This window comes from Sinorhizobium fredii (assembly GCF_002944405.1).
Lineage (GTDB): Bacteria > Pseudomonadota > Alphaproteobacteria > Rhizobiales > Rhizobiaceae > Sinorhizobium > Sinorhizobium fredii_C.
The window spans coordinates 744,480-761,658 of sequence record NZ_CP024310.1 but is presented as its reverse complement, the minus strand read 5'-3'; the positions used below and the strand labels follow the sequence as shown (position 1 = coordinate 761,658).

General features: G+C 62.6%; 16 protein-coding genes. 10 read left to right on the top strand and 6 right to left on the bottom strand.

Features of this window, described 5'->3' with window-relative positions; all coding sequences use genetic code 11:
- The first annotated feature begins 65 nt into the window (after positions 1–65).
- The 3 genes from NXT3_RS27345 to NXT3_RS27335 all read left to right on the top strand — a co-directional run bounded on the left by NXT3_RS27345 (position 66) and on the right by NXT3_RS27335 (position 2,399).
- Positions 66–818 (top strand): SDR family oxidoreductase, encoded by a 753-nt coding sequence (locus NXT3_RS27345; protein WP_037419443.1) that lies wholly within the window; start codon positions 66–68, stop codon positions 816–818.
- Positions 819–880: 62 nt separating this feature from the next.
- Entirely contained in the window at positions 881–1,303 is a 423-nt protein-coding gene (locus tag NXT3_RS27340; RefSeq protein ID WP_097525900.1) for a cupin domain-containing protein, read from the top strand.
- Positions 1,304–1,373: 70 nt separating this feature from the next.
- Complete coding sequence (locus NXT3_RS27335; protein ID WP_037419437.1) at positions 1,374–2,399, top strand: mechanosensitive ion channel family protein; 1,026 nt, start codon at positions 1,374–1,376, stop codon at positions 2,397–2,399.
- On the opposite strand, the gene NXT3_RS27330 is transcribed toward NXT3_RS27335, so the two are convergent.
- The gene (locus NXT3_RS27330; protein WP_037380395.1) at positions 2,382–2,870 is read right to left on the bottom strand and encodes an RrF2 family transcriptional regulator; all 489 of its coding nucleotides are present in this window, start codon (positions 2,868–2,870) and stop codon (positions 2,382–2,384) included. The genes NXT3_RS27335 and NXT3_RS27330 overlap by 18 nt on opposite strands.
- Before the next feature lie 241 nt (positions 2,871–3,111).
- Here NXT3_RS27330 and NXT3_RS27325 point away from each other — a divergent pair, with 241 nt between their 5' ends.
- The 4 genes from NXT3_RS27325 to NXT3_RS27310 all read left to right on the top strand — a co-directional run bounded on the left by NXT3_RS27325 (position 3,112) and on the right by NXT3_RS27310 (position 7,320).
- Positions 3,112–3,582 (top strand): cupin domain-containing protein, encoded by a 471-nt coding sequence (locus NXT3_RS27325; protein WP_037419431.1) that lies wholly within the window; start codon positions 3,112–3,114, stop codon positions 3,580–3,582.
- Between the two features lie 262 nt (positions 3,583–3,844).
- Entirely contained in the window at positions 3,845–5,794 is a 1,950-nt protein-coding gene (locus tag NXT3_RS27320; protein ID WP_104841040.1) for a methyl-accepting chemotaxis protein, read from the top strand.
- A gap of 198 nt (positions 5,795–5,992) precedes the next feature.
- Positions 5,993–6,463: a carboxymuconolactone decarboxylase family protein gene (locus NXT3_RS27315; RefSeq protein WP_097525899.1), complete on the top strand. Its 471-nt coding sequence runs from the start codon at positions 5,993–5,995 to the stop codon at positions 6,461–6,463.
- Entirely contained in the window at positions 6,463–7,320 is an 858-nt protein-coding gene (locus tag NXT3_RS27310; RefSeq protein ID WP_104841039.1) for a sigma-70 family RNA polymerase sigma factor, read from the top strand. The genes NXT3_RS27315 and NXT3_RS27310 overlap by 1 nt, the downstream gene beginning before the upstream one ends.
- A gap of 80 nt (positions 7,321–7,400) precedes the next feature.
- On the opposite strand, the gene NXT3_RS27305 is transcribed toward NXT3_RS27310, so the two are convergent.
- Entirely contained in the window at positions 7,401–7,652 is a 252-nt protein-coding gene (locus NXT3_RS27305) for a helix-turn-helix domain-containing protein (RefSeq protein ID WP_037419419.1), read from the bottom strand.
- Positions 7,653–8,220: 568 nt separating this feature from the next.
- Between NXT3_RS27305 and NXT3_RS27300 the strand changes: the two genes are divergently transcribed.
- Complete coding sequence (locus NXT3_RS27300) at positions 8,221–10,041, top strand: ABC transporter ATP-binding protein/permease (RefSeq protein ID WP_037419417.1); 1,821 nt, start codon at positions 8,221–8,223, stop codon at positions 10,039–10,041.
- Positions 10,042–10,053: 12 nt separating this feature from the next.
- Here the strand turns inward: NXT3_RS27300 and queE are convergent, their stop codons facing one another.
- The 3 genes from queE to queC are packed head-to-tail and all read right to left on the bottom strand — an operon-like array spanning position 10,054 to position 11,854.
- Complete coding sequence (gene queE / locus NXT3_RS27295) at positions 10,054–10,791, bottom strand: 7-carboxy-7-deazaguanine synthase QueE (RefSeq protein ID WP_097525898.1); 738 nt, start codon at positions 10,789–10,791, stop codon at positions 10,054–10,056.
- Positions 10,788–11,144: a 6-carboxytetrahydropterin synthase QueD gene (gene queD, locus NXT3_RS27290; protein WP_097525897.1), complete on the bottom strand. Its 357-nt coding sequence runs from the start codon at positions 11,142–11,144 to the stop codon at positions 10,788–10,790. Before queD ends, queE begins: the two co-directional genes overlap by 4 nt.
- The gene (gene queC / locus NXT3_RS27285; protein ID WP_097525896.1) at positions 11,144–11,854 is read right to left on the bottom strand and encodes a 7-cyano-7-deazaguanine synthase QueC; all 711 of its coding nucleotides are present in this window, start codon (positions 11,852–11,854) and stop codon (positions 11,144–11,146) included. Before queC ends, queD begins: the two co-directional genes overlap by 1 nt.
- Before the next feature lie 337 nt (positions 11,855–12,191).
- On the opposite strand from queC, the gene NXT3_RS27280 reads away from it, so the two are divergent.
- Positions 12,192–13,778, top strand: a complete 1,587-nt coding sequence (locus NXT3_RS27280; protein ID WP_104841038.1) for an ArnT family glycosyltransferase — start codon at positions 12,192–12,194, stop codon at positions 13,776–13,778.
- 98 nt (positions 13,779–13,876) lie between these two features.
- Here NXT3_RS27280 and NXT3_RS27275 read toward each other — a convergent pair whose 3' ends face one another.
- Entirely contained in the window at positions 13,877–15,691 is a 1,815-nt protein-coding gene (locus tag NXT3_RS27275; RefSeq protein WP_104841037.1) for an ABC transporter ATP-binding protein, read from the bottom strand.
- Between the two features lie 501 nt (positions 15,692–16,192).
- On the opposite strand from NXT3_RS27275, the gene galE reads away from it, so the two are divergent.
- Complete coding sequence (galE, locus tag NXT3_RS27265) at positions 16,193–17,173, top strand: UDP-glucose 4-epimerase GalE (RefSeq protein ID WP_097525982.1); 981 nt, start codon at positions 16,193–16,195, stop codon at positions 17,171–17,173.
- Positions 17,174–17,179: the final 6 nt, after the last annotated feature.

Here is a 17,179-nt window from a genome sequence, read left to right as displayed (position 1 = left end):
CTCTGTGCCCTTCGCTGACCCGTCTAGCAACGCGGCGCGAATGCTGCCGCAACGGAGGTGTTTTTATGAAAATCGTCATCATAGGGGGAACCGGCCTCATCGGTTCGAAGACAGTCGAGCGCCTGCGCAAGCAGGGTCATGAGGTGATCGCCGCCTCTCCAAACACGGGCGTCAACACCATCACCGGCGAAGGACTTGCCGAAGCGCTTGCGGGCACCGACGTGGTGATCGACCTCGCAAACTCGCCGTCTTTCGAAGACGAGGCGGTGATGGAGTTCTTCGAGACGTCTAGCCGCAATCTGCTTGCGGCGGAAAAAGCGGCCGGGGTCAAGCACCACATCGCGCTTTCGGTTGTCGGTACGGAACGCCTGCAGGAGAGCGGCTATTTCCGCGCCAAGCTTGCTCAGGAACGGCTGATCAAGGGTTCAGGCGTTCCCTACACGATCGTTCACTCGACTCAGTTCATGGAGTTCCTCGGCGGTATCGCCCAGTCCGGCACCGTCGGCGACACGGTGCATCTGTCGCCAGCCTATGTGCAACCGATCGCCTCCGACGACGTCGCCGATGCCATGGCGGACGTTGCCCTTGCTCGGCCGGTCAACGGCACGATTGAGATTGCCGGCCCCGAGCGGTCGCGGCTGAGCGACCTCGTCGGTCGCTATCTCAAGGCAAGTGGCGACGCCCGTAAGGTCACGCCGGATCCCGAGGCACGCTACTTCGGAGCCCGGCTGGAGGACGGCTCGCTCGTTTCCGACAACAATCCGCGTCTTGGCCGGATCAATTTCGAACATTGGTTCGCAACCTCGGCACGGAAATGACCGGATGCCGGCGCGCAGTGCCCCCCCCGGGCGCACTGTCCAACCCATGCAGGAGCTTTGAGATGATGAAGTCGATCGTCGCCGCCGTGACAGCCACGGCAGTGATTTCCGGGTCTGCCGCGGCCCATGACACTCCCGCCGGCAAGGCCAACAAGGTTACGCTCGTCTATGAGCATCAACTGCCGAACGTTCCGGGCAAGAGCATCAGGGGCGTTCTGGTCGAATATGGTCCCGGCGGGTTTTCCGAAGCCCACACCCATCCGAGCTCCGCCTTCATCTACGCAACGGTTCTCGAAGGATCCATCCGCAGCCAGGTGAATGGCGGACCGGCCAAGGTCTACCAGGCAGGTGAGAGTTTTTCTGAGATGCCCGGCGACCGTCACGACGTGAGCGCAAACGGCAGCGAGACGAAGCCGGCCAAACTGCTGGCGGTCTTCGTCGTCGATACCGCTCAGAAGGAGTTGACCTTCCCGATCGAGAAATGACTTGAAGTGGGGCCGCATGCGGCGCATCCGGCCCGCTTTTGATCCGGACATCCTTGCAAGTGAGCCCGCCATGTTCGCCGATCCTCTTTCTCTGCCGTTCCTGCTGATCAATCTGCTTGGGATTGCCGGCATTGTCGTGTGGCATCTGCAGGGGCGCGGGCGTCCGACCGCGCGGTTGATCGTCCAGATTCTGTTTTTCACCGCCATGACCGCCACACTCGGCTTCAGCGGGATCCAGCCGCACCGGGTGGACGAGGCACATCTGAACGGGCTCGCTGCATTCCTGGCGACGTCTGCAAGAGTTCTCTGGTGGACGCATCTCGCCTGGGCGACCATCGGATTCGTGCGCATCTACATCGTGCTCGACCGCAGGCCGCGGGAAGCGCGCCTGTTTCAGGACCTGATCATCGGCATCGTCTATCTGGGTGTGGCACTGTCCATCATGGGCTTCGTCTTCGGTGCGCCGATCGGCACGCTGACGGCAACCTCCGGCGTAGTCGCCATTATCCTCGGCCTTGCCCTGCAGAATACGCTTGGCGACCTGTTCTCCGGCGTCGCACTGACGCTTGGCCGTCCCTTCGCCATCGGCGACTGGATACAGCTCGACGACGGAACCGAAGGGCGTGTCGTCGAAAACAATTGGCGTTCCACCCATCTGCTCACGCTCGCCAACAATGTCATCGTCCTGCCGAACAGCGCGCTGGCGAAGGTTGGATTGACCAACCTCAGCCGCCCGGACGAGACGCATCAGATCTTCGTGACCGTCCGTATCGCGGCAACGCATGTGCCGCACTTTGTCGAGGAGGTGCTGCGAACCGCGCTCGAAGACTGCCAGCGGATCGTCCAGGACCCGCCGCCCAGCGTCGGTCTCAAGGCAATCGACGCTGTGGCGATCGAAGCGGAGCTGCTGTTTCGCGTAGCTGGTCCGGCCAACCGAACGGCGGCGAGAAACGAAGTCATCGATCAGGTCGACCGTCACTGCAAGGAAAGTGGCCTCTCCTTCGCACTGCCGCCCCAGAGTTATCTCTACGCGCTCACTTCGCCGGACAAAGAACCGCAGGCCGTCATGGGTTCGCGCTCAACCGGCACGCTCTAGAACCCACTCGAAGCTTTTTTTCCAAAGCTCCGCCGGAACCTCCTTAGCCAAGGTGTCGATGAGATCCGACAGTTGCACACTTCGGAGCTTTTCGCGCCATGCTTCGTCTGCCTCCCACATCACACGCGCCACCGCGCAAGGGGCGCTTTCGCAATAGCCTTGCGGGCGGCACGGGTTGTTGGCGCGGATATTGTTGCAGACGAAGGTGCGTGCCTTGCCCTCCACCGCCTCGACGATATCAAGGAACGTCAGCTCGTCCGGTGTCCTGGCCAGACGGTAGCCGCCCGAAGGTCCGAGCGTCGTATGCACAAGCCCGGCCTGCGACAGGCTTTGCAGCGCCTTGGATAGGTATTCCTTCGGGACCCCATGGAATTCGGCAAGTGCCTTGGTCGACAGATAGCGGCCCTTGGGCAGGCCGGCGAGAATGGCGCAACAATGCAGTGCCCATTCCACTTGACTTTTCAGGATCATCGAAAATTACCGGGTCGATGCTGATCGACAGCTATTACGGATAATAGATATCCCTATTTGTCGTATCTGTAAACACAACGCCTGCCGCTTACTACAGGTTAGGCGACGGACTGGCGTATGCGCAAGGTTCCTCGATGATCGGGAACGCTTGCCCGGAGGGTGCCTGCGGGCTTACCCTCAAACGTTTCGCGAGCCCGCCCCGGCGCCCAGCCAGGGCGGCTGCGCCAGAGGGAGGTCCATCATGAAAATCGCATCGATATGTGCAGTCGGATTGCCCGTATTCTTCGGGATCGTCACCTTTGCCTCGGCAGAGGATGCGCACACAATGATCGCTCCCGGTGATGTCAAGTGGGCGCCGGCGCCAAAGATATTGCCCGCCGGAGCAGAAATTGCAGTCCTGTTCGGCGATCCCAGCAAGGAAGGCTTGTTCGCCCTTCGGCTGAAGGCCCCGTCCGGCTATGTGGTCGCACCGCACACGCATCCGGCGGACGAAGTGGTCACGGTCATATCAGGGACCATTAATCTGGGAATGGGCGAAACGGCCGATCGGAGTGCCGCCAAGGCATTGCCGGCAGGCAGTTTCTTCGCCTTGCCGCCCAACATGGCCCATTTTGCCTATTTCGATGAAGAGACCGTGGTGCAGATTACCACCAACGGTCCGTGGGGCATCAAGTATGTCAATCCGGCTGACGACCCGCAAAAATCGCAGTGAGCCGCCCGAGCGCTCGGAGACACTGCCCCGCCACTGCAGGCGGCGGGGCAAGACAGGGAGCTATCCGATTTCCGCATTCCTATCCAATTCGCGAGGGTTTCGCTGCCTTCTCGGTAAAGCTGTGAAGCTTCATTAATCTTCGCAACCTCTTGATGCGGAAACGTGGCGCCAATGCTGCCTCAGGCAGCCTCTCGCGACTCCTGCCGCTCGAATGATTTGAGGGGCCTCTCCAACCTCTCTCATTCGTGCTCAGGACAAGGCAATGAAAAATTGGTCGACTATTCTCAAGATGCTGGTCATCCTCGGCGCCTTCGGTTTGTTTTCGTTAGGCACCGGCTTCTACGCCTCAATACAGATCATGAAGATTGACGGCGGCTATTCGAATTTGCTCGTCGAGCAGGTTCGCGCAGCGCAAAACATGGCCTCGGCGGGCCGGGCCTTGCAGCGAGCCCGAGCAGCGATTGCCGACAGCATCATGCTGACCGATCCCAAGGCGGTCGAGCAAGCCAACTCCGAACTGGCCGGGGCCAAGCAGACTTTCTCGGAACTGATGGACGTCGCCGCGCAGGCAAGTCCCGAGAACAAACATATCCCGGAATTCAAGCAGGCTGGTCTGGACATCCTTGAAAAGCAGTGCGCACGAGCCCTCGATCAAGGATCGAAAACGACGAATGCAATGGAAACGATGTCGGCGGTCAAGACATTCGCGACCGAATGCCAACCCGGCTTTCCACAACTGGCCGAGCAAATCGTCACCGAGACACGGACTTTGGAGCAGGCCGCACTCAAGGCCAGCGACGACCTCACGATCGTTTCGACATCAACCAGCAACAATACGCTCCTGATCCTGTTCGGTGGGCTCGCCCTTGTTCTGACAGCCTCCTATTTTGCTGTAAATTCGTGGATCGTGAAACCGATCAACGCCCTTCGCGACCTGATGGCGGTTCTCGCCGGCGGCAATCTCGACGTTGACGTCGAGGGAACCGAGCGCCGCGACGAGATCGGCAAGATGGCCGCGGCCGTTCAGGTCTTCAAGGACAATGGCCTCAAGGCTCGCGAACTGGAGGGCCAGTCCGAGGAGATGCGGGCCACGGCCGAGCGCAACCGTCAGGCGGAGCAGGAGCGGACCGCTCGCGAGGCGGAGCAATTGCGTCTCGCGACGTCGACGCTTGGCGACGCATTGAAGCGGCTCGCCCATGGCGACCTCGCCTGCCGGATCAATGCAGCCTTCGCGGCCGAATACGAGCCCCTTCGCGCCGATTTCAACGCGACGGTCGATCAACTGAGCCGCACCATCAGTGCCGTCGCCGTCTCGGTGCACAGCATGGACAATGGCACGAGGGAGATTTCGTCGGGTGCGAACGATCTTTCCCAGCGCACCGAGCAGCAGGCCGCCTCGCTGGAAGAAACCGCCGCGGCCCTGGACCAGATCACAGCGAACGTCGGCAACTCGACCAAGCGTACCGAGGAAGCCCGCACCGTCGCCAGCCGGGCCAATCACTCGGCGGTTCATTCGGCCGAGGTCGTTTCCCAGGCAGAAGGGGCGATGAACAAAATCGAGGAGAGCTCGCAGCAGATCTCCAACATAATCGGGGTGATCGACGAGATCGCCTTCCAGACCAACCTCCTGGCGCTGAATGCCGGCGTCGAAGCCGCCCGCGCCGGCGAGGCCGGCAAGGGCTTCGCGGTCGTCGCCCAGGAAGTGCGGGAACTCGCCCAACGCTCGGCCCAAGCCGCCAAGGAGATCAAGGGCCTGATCCAGAACTCCTCCGCCGATGTCGGGAGCGGCGTCAAGCTGGTGCGCGACACGGGCGAGGCATTGAAAACGATCGGCGGCTTCATCGTAGAGATCAATGCCCATATGGAAGCAATCGCAATCTCGGCCAGGGAACAGTCGACCGGGCTTGCCGAAATCAACACCGCCGTCAACCAGATGGACCAGACGACGCAGCAGAATGCGGCGATGGTGGAGCAGTCCAGCGCCGCTGCCGTCTCGCTGGCGCAGGAAGCGTCGAAACTGCGCGACCTCGTCGGTCAGTTCCGGCTCGACGCCGCCGCCCAGCTCTCGGCTCCCGCGCAGACAGCCCGTGCAGCAACACCGGACAGCAAGCCGGTCGCGTCTCCTGCCCGCGCCCTCGGCCGGAAGATCGCCGGCGCCTTTGGCGGCAAGGCGACGGCCGCAGCCGCGGCGGAGGACTGGGAGGAGTTTTGACGGCTGGCCGACGGCCATATGCCGGAATAGACGCCCCTGTCGAACCAGTGCCAAAGGCCATGGGATCCGAGCGATCCCATGGCCTTAACGCTTTTCGACGTCTAAGGCCGTCAATGGGAGATAAAAAAGTCGGCGTCCATGTCACACTTGCAGGGTCCCGTCTCGTCATGATGTGGTAACCAACAAGAGGAAGCCATCATGACTGCCAAACTTGATCCTTTCGCCGCCGCCCCCGCCCTCATGAAGAACTGGATGAGCACCTCGCTCGCCGTCGCTTCGAGCCTCGAGGCCAGCCTGATCGAACTCGTCAAGATCCGCGCATCGCAGATCAATGCCTGCGCCAACTGCATCAACATGCATACGGCGGAAGCGCGCGCGAAGGGCGAGACCGAGCAGCGGATCTATCTGCTGTCGGCCTGGCGCGAGGCGCCGTGCTATACGGATCGCGAACGGGCCGCGCTCGGCTGGACCGAGGCGCTGACGCGGCTGTCGGAAGGACATGTGCATGAAAGCGCCTACCAGGCCCTGCAGGCTCACTTCACGGAGGAGGAGCAGGTGAAGCTCACGCTGATGGTCAATGTCATCAACGGCTGGAACCGCCTCGCGGTCGGCTTCGGCCTATGGGTCGATCCGGCCGCGGCAGCGGCCGCTGCCAAGGCGGTCGCCTGATGGCCGTCACCGGGCACGAAGATGCAGCGGCGGGTTTCGACCCGCTGCGTCCGAAGCTGATGCGCGTTGCCTATCGTATGCTGGGCTCCGTTGCCGATGCCGAGGACGTGCTGCAGGAGGCCTTCATCCGCTGGATGGGGGCCAACCGCGCCGCGGTCAGGGAGCCCGAGGCGTTCCTGCGTCGCACCGTGACGCGGCTGTGCCTCGATCAGCTGAAATCGGCCCGGCGCCAGCGCGAGACCTATGTGGGGCCCTGGCTCCCCGATCCTGTCGTGGAAGAGGAGGAAGAGGAGGACGTCACCTTGCCGCTGATGCTGGCGCTGGAGCGCCTCTCGCCGCTCGAGCGCGCCGCCTTTTTGCTGCATGACGTGTTCGGACTGGCTTTCGAGGAGGTCGCGACGACCATAGAGCGCGATCCGGCCGCCTGCCGGCAACTCGCCGCCCGCGCGCGCACCCATGTCCGCGAGGCGCGGCCGCGCTTTCGGGTCGAGAAGGAGCGCGGCCTCGAGCTGGCGAAGGCATTCTTCGACGCATCGCGCAGCGGCGACATGAAGGCGCTCGGCACCATGCTGGCGGCCGATGTCAGCCTCCATTCCGACGGCGGCGGCAAGCGGTCGGCGGCCATACGGCCGATCATCGGGTATGATGCGGTGATGAAGGTGCACGAATATCTGGCGGGATTGTTCCGCAAGAACGGCTCGAAACTCGTTCGCGCCGGCTTCGTCAATGGTCTGCCGGGCTTCGTCACGCTCGAAGCCGACGGCGAACTCCAGACGACCGCACTCGAAATCGAAAACGGAAGAGTCGCCGCGATCTATGTCGTGCGCAACCCCGACAAACTCCGGCACCTGCATTAGCCGGAGGCGATGAGCGATCTCAGAAGAATTGGGGAACGGAGGGCGACCCGGCCGACGCATCTCGCCGGCCGGTCGTTCAATCAGATTTCGCCGGGCAGGAAGTCCGAAATCGGCACCTGAAGGGCTATGGCGATTCGCTTCAGTTTTGCCGGACTATTATCCATGCCGCTTTCAATTTCGCTGATTTCAGCATTGGCGAGACCACAGGTGACGGCAAGATCTTCGATACTGTAGCCGACGGCCTCACGAGCGGCCCTGACGCGAGCGGCGATATCGCCGCCGACTATGGCAGAGGCGTGCTTGTGGCCAATGCTGGAGGGTGAAATGGACATAAATGTCTCCTTCTCTAGGCATTAAATTCTATGCGAATTCGCGGTTGAGTGCGGGTGACACGCGCCTTGGGACAAGCGGTAACGTTTTATGTCAATGTTGTAACATGAACAAGCCGAAATACGCCGCACCGCGACGATTGCGCTCGTAAGGCGATCACGGCAGCGGCCTTGCGCGTCCCCAATTGATATCAAAACCTGTTTCCATGAGGGCCGGTTGCCCGTACACTGGCGACATGGTTGTTACTGATTTGGCTGCATTTCAGCATTTACGGATATTCAGTCGTATACTTGCCTTTCCCGGGCTGCCGCCCGCCCCCGAATGCGGTCCTAGCAACGGCAGTCTCCGACCGTTCCGACTTTTACAGGACGAGCAATTGCCGCCGATCCTGGAGCGGGGCATCGACCTCGTTGATTCGGTATCGCCGCGAGCCTGCATCTCCTGCAGGACCGACCGAGATCGCAAAGACCCTGAACCGTCTGTTGATGCGTCGTGCTTGCCGATGAGCGCGGTGTACCGACCGTCGGGATAGGCCCGACAGGCTGTGCCCTTCGAAGGGAGGAACTGACGATGAAGAAACCGACCGGCAAGAAGACCGCGCCCCGATCGCCGGCCGCACCACCCGAGGGCAGCAGTATCTGGCAGCAGTTCGACATGATGCGGCGTGCCTTCGTCGCCTCGCCGCTTCTGAAGCCGATCCTGTGGCTGACCACTGGCAGCCTCGCTGTCATCATCGTCACCGCGATCGGTCAGATCATTCTCAACCGCTGGTACCGACCGTTCTTCGACTCGATCGAGCGGCGCGATCTCAACGCCTTTTTTTATCAGCTGCTGCTGTTCGTCGTCATCGCCGGCGTTCTCTTGATATTCAATGTCACCCAACAGTGGCTCAACCAGATGGTGCGGCTGAAACTGCGTGAAGGACTGACATTGGATCTGATCGGTCAGTGGATGCGGCCGCGCCGTGCCTTTCGACTCGCGAATGGCGGCGCGATTGGCGTCAATCCGGACCAGAGGATGCAGGAGGATGCCGGCCACCTGGCCGACCTTACCACCGATCTCGGCTTCGGCCTCGTGCAATCGTCGATCCTGCTCGCCTCCTTCGTGGGCGTACTCTGGTCGCTCTCAGCCGGATTCGCCTTCCAGATCGGCGACAGATCACTGGAGATCCCCGGCTATATGGTTTGGGCGGCGATCCTCTACGCCGGCTCCGCCTCCTGCGTGAGCTGGCTGGTCGCGCGGCCGCTCGTCGGCCTGAACGGCGAGCGCTATGCCCGAGAGGCGGATCTGCGATTCTCGATGATGCATGTCAACGAGCATATCGACGCCATATCGCTGGCGGGCGGTGAAGACGGAGAACGCAGACGTCTGGAACTCGATCTTTCCTCCGTGCTCGGGTCCGTGCGCAACATTTATCGCGCCCAGATCAATCTTGCCTGGGTGCAGGACGGCTATGGCTGGGTGACGGTCGTCGCACCGATCCTGATCGCCGCACCCGTCTATTTCGCGGGAAATATCAGCTTCGGCGGTCTAATGATGGCCGTCGGCGCCTTCAACCAGGTGCACTCTTCGCTCAAATGGTTCGTGGCCAATATCGGTGCGATCGCCGACTGGCGCGCGACACTGTTGCGGGTTGCCGCATTCCGGCGCGCGCTCATTGTGGCGGACACGCTGCACGACCGGGAAAAGCGGATAGAATTCGTCGAGAACGACAGAGCCAGCCTGACCTTCGACAATCTCGAAGTGGTTTCCCCGTCGGGCCGGACGAGGCTCGCCGAGCCCCATATCGAGATCGGCGCCGGACAGCGCGTCATCATCAGCGGCGATCCACGCGCCGGCAAGACATTGCTCTTCCGTGCCCTCGCCGGTCTCTGGCCCTGGGGCGGCGGACGCGTCGGTTTGCCCGTCGACGATTCCGTCGCCTTCATTCCACGCGCGCCCTATTTCCCGCGGGGTCGGTTGCGCAATGCGCTTGCCTATCCTCACTCCAACGGCTTTGCCGATTCGGAGATCGTCGCCGCGCTGACGAAAGTCGGCCTCGACCACCTGGCGACATCCCTCGACCAGGAAGCCCGGTGGGAGCGCGAGCTCAGCGACGACGACCAGCGCCTCCTGGCTTTTGCCCGGATACTCCTGCAACGGCCGCGCTGGGTGATCATTGATGAAGCACTGGAGACGATGGACAGCGACGCGCTGAAGCGCGCGCTATCGATCTTCGAAACCGACCTCAGGGAAACGGCGGTTATCAAGATCGGCCGCACGCCGCGCAATGGCGCGCTGTTTTCCCGCGTCATCCATCTCGTCAAGGATGCCGAAGGCCCGGCATTGAAGCCGGTGCGCTTCGCTGAGGGCGTGCCCGAGAAGGAATTGGCAACACAGGGCGCGCCTTGACGGCGACGCGCTTTAAACGCCGCGCCGGTTGCCCCAGATGAGCACATGCAGCTGCGGCAGCACGCGCACCTCGAACCATTTGTCGGCGGACACCCTGTCGACCAGCCAGCGCATCCTCTCCATCACGCCCTCGATGTCGATCGGCGCAACCTCGTCATCCGGAGGTGGCGGCGTGTGGTTGCCCGGCTGCAGATAGACCGGCAACTGCGGATGGCGCGCCGCCGCCGACCGCGCATAGGCATAGTCGACCTCGTCGAAGACGACGATCTTAAGGGCCGTCTGGGGCTTGCCCCTGGACGAGCGGAGACAGGCATCGAAGGCCTCCCAGTCCGTCTCCATGCCGCTCGAGGGCGGCTTCGGGCTCAAGACCAGCATGTCAAGATTGGCGAACCAGTCGCGGGCAACCGAACCCTGCGTCTCAAGGGCGAAACGATAGCCTTCCCGATGCCCCCGGTCGATCAGCGGCCCGAGCGGCTGGATCGCCGGATTGCCACCGGACAGCGAGACCATCACCGGCACGCCTCCGGAGAGCCGGGTGACCTCGCTCCAGACCTCCTCGACCGTCATTGCCCGCCACTCGTCGCGATAGGCGCTGTCGACGGCATGCAGGCTATCGCACCAGGAGCAGCGGTAGTCACATCCGCCGGTCCGGACGAACACCGTCGGGAGGCCAATCAGCGCGCCTTCGCCCTGAATGGTCGGGCCGAAGATCTCGCTGACGCGGATCTCGGCCGGTCGCGTGACGGTCATGGCCGGTATTCCGCCCAGGTCTTCTCCGTCTCGCTGACGCGCACGGCGCTTGTCTCCGGAAGCCACGCCTTGCACCACTCATAGAAATGCTGTGCCAGACACTCCGCCGTTACCCGGTCGTGCCCGAGCACGTCGTTCAGATGGCGGTGATCGAATGCCTCGTCGATATAGTGCTTGAGTGGCGCAAGCTCGTGATAGTCGCGCACGAAGCCGTGCTCGTTCAGCGTTTCGGCCGAAAGCTCCACTTCGACGACATAGTTGTGCCCGTGCAGCCTTGCGCATTGATGCTCGGGCGGCAGGCTCGTGAGCTGGTGCGAGGCGGAGAAGTGGAACTCCTTGGTGATGCGGAACATCAGCGAACCTCCGCGGCAGCGAAGGCGCGCGTCGCCGCGACCCAGAAATCCGGATCCTCGTATTCTGTGGCATCGGCGACGCCGGCGAGATGGAAGGCCTCGCGGCGCTCGACGCAGGTGCCGCAGCGCCCGCAATGGCGCGCGCCGCCCTTGTAGCAGGACCAGGTCTCGGCAAAGGGCGTGCCGTGCTTCGCGCCATCGGCGACGATATCGGCCTTCGAGACGTTGACATAAGGGGTATGGAGCGTGATGTCGGCATATCCCTCCAGCGCATGGTTCTGCATCGTCTGGAAGGCAGCGATGAAGCCTGGCCGACAATCGGGATAGATGAAGTGGTCGCCGCCGTGCACCGCGGCCGCGACCGCGTCGGCCTTGCGGGCAGCCGCAACGCCGAAGGCGATCGCCAGCATGATGGCGTTGCGGTTCGGCACGATCGTCGTCTTCATCGTTTCTTCCGCATAATGGCCGTCCGGCACGTCCACGTCGTCGGTCAGCGCCGAGCCGGTGAGATGGCGGCCGATCTCGCGAATGTCGATGATCTGGTGCGGCACGCCGAGGCGCCTGGCGCAGGCGGCGGCGAAGTCCAGTTCCTTGCGGTGCCGCTGGCCGTAGTCGAACGACAGGAGGCCGACGAGCTCATGTTCCGTCGCGATCTTGTGCGCAAGCGAAACGGAATCCAATCCGCCGGAGCAGATTACGATGGTTTTCATGACAGGTGTCCTTGTTTTGACCGGGTAGGCTGCGACCGGGGAGTTACCTGCCGGTTTTTTAGAGCCTTTTATGTCCAAATGAAAGGTCTCTGTCTGTGTGTGTGTGTGAAGCTCGATACCGCCTCAGCGAAATTCACTTCCACCATGAGCGCAGTGACACAAGGTCCAGGATCCGGCACCAGGGCAATTCGTTCTGCTGCTACCCTGGCGACAATCAGAGATTGCTTGGCTATAGTGTCCGCGACTGTGGACACCGAAGCTGCCGCTCCAAATCAGCGAGGCACGCAAATGTCCCTGTCGCATACAGAGTTTTGCATCGTTCGGCCGGTGAAGGTATATGTCGGGTTTCGGTCTCAGGCCCAGCAATGGCGTGGTTCTTGGCGCGATTCTGGTGCTGGCGGCCCTGTTCCGTTTGCACGACGTGCAGCAGCCACTGGTCGACGCCTTCAGTTGGCGCGAAGCCAGCACGGCGATGATGGCTGACAATTTCTTCCTGCGGAGCTGGAACATCTTCTTTCCGGAGGTGAGCTGGACGGGGCCGGGACCCGCCTACCAGGGTCGCGAGCTCCAGGTGATCTCCTATATCACCGCCATGCTTTATGCCGTGTTCGGTTGGGACGAAATGTTCGGGCGGCTCGTCGCCATCGCCTTCGGGGTCTGGGGCGTCTTCGCCCTGGACCGGCTGATCGAACGCATCTGGGGCGCTGCCCATGCCCATGCCGGCGCCTTTCTGCTGGCGATCATGCCAGGCGCCGTGATGATCGACCGCTCTTTCCTGCCCGATCCGGCGATGTTGTCGCTGGTGACAACCGGCGCCTGGCTCTATGTGGCCTATCTGCAGAACGACCGAATACCGCTGCTCCTCGCGGCCGGGCTGATCACCACCATCGGCGTACTTGCCAAGCTGCCGGGTATCGCAGCCGTCGTGCCGATGACCTATGCGACATTTCTCATCCTGCAGCGGCGAGGCAAGCTCAGTCTTCGCCGCATCCTGCAAATCCTACCTGTCTCGCTCATCGCCGGAGCGCTCATTCTCGTCTACTACCGCTGGGCCCACTATCTCGGCACCAACTATCCGCCCTATCACATCGCCGGCAGCGGTTATCTCTGGAGCGATGGGGTTGCCAAGTTCGTCAGCGAAGGGTTCTACATTCCCGCCACTTGGAAGATCGCCAGCAACTGGCTCTTCACCCTGCCCGTGATGATGCTTGCGGGCGTCGCACTCTTGGCCGCACCGCCGACGACACCTGAAACGGCACCCGGCCGCGCGGCCTGGTTCTTCCATGTCTGGCTCGCCGGCGCGGCGCTCGTCTATTTCTTCGCCGCGCGCGAGATCAAGACCAATCCCTGGAACTTTCACATCTTCAACGTGCCGATGGCCGCACTTGCCGGGCGCGGGCTGATCCTGTTGAGCAGTATAGGCGGCGAACGGCCAGGGGGTATTCGATCGCGCGCGCTGCGTTTGGCGGCGATCACAGCCGTCGTCATTGTCGGCGGCAGCATACCCGGGCTCACGCTGATGAAGACGCCCTATGCGGATTCCGGCCATAAGCTCGGCGAGCGGCTCAGCGAACTCAGCCAACCCGGCGAACTCGTCGTCACCGCTACCCCCACGATCGGCGATCCGGTGGCGATCTATTACAGCCGTCGCCGCGGCTGGGTTTTCCCGCCGGGCGGCGGCGAAAACGACTGGTCGATGCTGCTTGCGGATGAGGACGCGATCCCGACGCTGGAGGCGCTGCGCGCCCAGAACGCCACGTGGTTCGGGATCACCAAGAACGCGCGCGACATGCAGCGGCGCAAGCTCATCGAATACAACAAAGCGCTGATAGCCCACCTCGACAGGACCGCCGAACGCGTAGTCGACGACGATACGATGCTGATCTACCGCCTGGCGCCCCGGATCGACGCCGCGTCAAATTGATATGCTCTGGTTTCGAGCCGAACGGCAGCCGCGAGTTCGCGTTGTTGGCCGGGCAAGAAAATTTCCCTTGCCCGGCCGGCGGTTGCCGCAAGGCCCCCTCAGCCGTCGCTGAGCACGAGCCCCTTCGTCAGTTCCAGCGCCTGCCTTTCGAAGAGGCTCCGGTAAATGCCGCCCTTGAGGCGGATGAGGGTGTCGTGATCGCCCTCCTCGGCGATGCGGCCCCGATCGAAGACAAGCAGGCGGTCGAGCGCCCTGACGGTCGACAGCCGATGGGCGATCACCAGCGTCGTGCGGCCGGTCATCAGCCGTTCCATCGCCTTCTGGATCAGCACCTCGGATTCGGAATCGAGGCTCGACGTCGCTTCGTCGAGGATCAGGATCGGCGCATCCGCGAGGAACGCCCGGGCAATCGCGACTCGCTGGCGCTCGCCGCCGGACAGCTTGACGCCCCGCTCGCCGACCATCGTCGCGTAGCTCTTCGGCAGCCCGGAGATGAAGTCGTGCGCGCTCGCCAGACGCGCTGCCTCCTCGATCTCGTGCTGCGTCGCGCCGGGCCGCCCGTACGCGATGTTCTCGGCGAGCGAGCGGTGGAACAGGATCGGTTCCTGCTGGACGATGGCGATCTGCTGGCGGAGCGACGCCTGCATGCTGCCGGCGATGTCCTGGCCGTCGATCAGAACCTGGCCCGATTTCACGTCATGCAGCCGCTGGATCAACTTGACGAAGGTCGTCTTCCCCGACCCGGAATGTCCGACGAGGCCGACGCGCTCACCGGCGCGGATGGTGACCGAGAATCCGTCATAGAGCGGAGCCCGATGGGCGCCGTAATGAAAGGTCACGTTGCGGAACTCGATCTTGCCGTCGGCGATCTGAATCGGCCGCGCTCCCGGACGATCCTCAACACCGAGCGGCTGAGCATGAATGGCGACGAGTTCCTCCATGTCGTTGACCGAGCGCTGCAGGTGCCGGATATCCATGCCGATCTCCCGCAGATAGCCCTGCAGGATGAAGAAGGAGGTGAGCACGAAGGTGATGTCGCCGGCGCTCGCCTCGCCCTTCGCCCAGAGCAGCAAGGCAGACCCGATGATGGCTGCGCGGACCACCAGCAGCATCGCGCCTTGCGCCGTGCCGTTCAGCGTCGCACGCGACCAGGTACGCCGGGTGCGGTTCTCCCACTTCCGGAGCACCTTCGCCAGGCGGGCCTCCTCGCGCTTCTCCGCGCCGAAACTCTTGACGACGGCGTTGCAGCTCACCGCATCGGCGAGCGCACCGCCAAGACGCGTGTCCCAGCTGTTGGCAAGGCTCGCCATCGGCGCCACGTAGCCGAGCGACAGCAAGACCGTGACGGCTATGAAGAGGACGGACCCAAGCCCGACGATCGCGCCCATGATCGGCCAGTGCCAGGCCATCAGCGCCGTCGAGCCGATGAGCATCACGACCGAGGGAAACAGCGCGATGAGCAGCGTGTCGTTGAAGAGGTCCATCGCCCACATGCCACGCGTCACCTTGCGCACAGTCGAGCCGGCGAAGCTGTTGGCGTGCCATTCGCTGGAGAAGCGCTGAATGTGGTGGAACGCAGCGGCCGCGATGTCGGACATCATCCTCAGCGTCAGGCTGACGATGATCGTGATCGCGGCGTGCTTGAAGACGATGGCGCCGAGGGAAAGGGCCATCATGACCAAGAAGGCCGAGAGCGCGGCATTCCATGCGATCGCATCGCTCGCCGCACCCGAGACGGTCGCATCCACCAGACGGCCGGCATAGAGCGGCGTCAGGACATCGGCAAGCGTGGCAAGCAGCACTGTGCAAAGGATGCCGGCAAGCCGCACCGGCTGCTTCTTCCAGTGCGCCCAGGAAAAGCGAAAAACATTGCGGAAGGCACGATCGCGCGCCGCAAAACGAGTGAACGCCATAGGATTTGCCCGGTGGCAACGCACCGGCCCCGAGATCTGATCAGCAAGGGAATGCCGCCCGGAACGATTGCGCGTGCGGCATTGATGAAACGGCGCCGTCTCCGAAAAAGGAGGGGCCGGACGGTGCGGGATCCGTCGGCAATCAGGAAGCGCGGGCGCTCCCGGTCACGAGGTCAGGATCGTGGACCGTCCCTAAGGGAGAAGCAATAGGCTGTCATCGTAACCTCCCTGTTCTGATTGCCGGAAGACTGCTTATAGTTGAAGACACCGATCGAGCCAAGCGCAAATATTGTGCTCCGGCCAGGAGACAGCAAAGTGCTGCATGTCTGCCACAGTCACCTACTCCCTTCGCCGACGCCTGCGAAGCAAAGCGGCATTCGACGTTGTGTGGAGTGCCATCTTTTGCAGAACTTACATATTGTGTTGAAAAATCGCCGCTATTGGTTGCGAAAGCGAACGGCGCTCCATTCCGGTTTCTGAAAGTCATTCCTGAGGTTGCCCGTGCAGAACAACAATATCCTCGTCGTCGGCGGTGCCGGCTATATCGGCTCTCACACCTGCCTTCGACTGGCCGAAAAGGGCTATCACCCGGTCGTCTACGACAATCTTTCCAACGGCCACGAGGAATTCGTCCGCTGGGGCGTTTTGGAGAAGGGCGACATCCGCGATCGGCGGCGGCTCGACGAAGTGCTGGCCCGCCATCAGCCGCGGGCGGTGCTGCATTTCGCGGCGATGATCGAGGTCGGCGAATCGGTCAAGGATCCGGTCGCCTTCTACGACAATAATGTCATCGGAACGCTGACCCTCTTGTCGGCGACGCTTGCCGCCGGCATCGAGGCTTTCGTCTTCTCGTCCACCTGCGCCACTTACGGCCTGCCCGACAGCGTGCCGATGGACGAAACCCACAAGCAGGCTCCAATCAACCCCTATGGCCGGACCAAGTGGGTCTGCGAGCAGGCGCTCAAGGACTACGGCCTCTACAAGGGCCTGCGCTCCGTCATCCTGCGTTATTTCAACGCCGCTGGCGCCGATTTCGAGGGCCGCATCGGCGAATGGCACGAACCGGAGACGCATGCGATTCCGCTGGCGATCGACGCGGCGCTGGGTCGGCGCGAAGGCTTCAAGGTCTTCGGAACGGATTATGAGACGCGCGACGGCACCTGCGTGCGCGACTATATCCATGTTCTCGATCTTGCCGATGCGCATGTGCGCGCCGTCGATTACCTGCTCGAGGGCGGCGACAGCGTCGAGCTCAATCTGGGCACCGGCACGGGGACAACCGTCAAAGAGTTGCTCGGGGCAATCGAGAAGGTCTCCAGGCGGCCGTTCGATGTTAGCTATGTCGGCCGCCGCGAGGGCGACTCGACGACGCTCGTCGCCAACAACGACAAGGCACGGCAAGTGCTCGGCTGGGAGCCGCAATACGACCTGGCGGCAATCACCGAATCGGCCTGGAACTGGCATTCGCGCCGAAACGGCTGAGCAGGC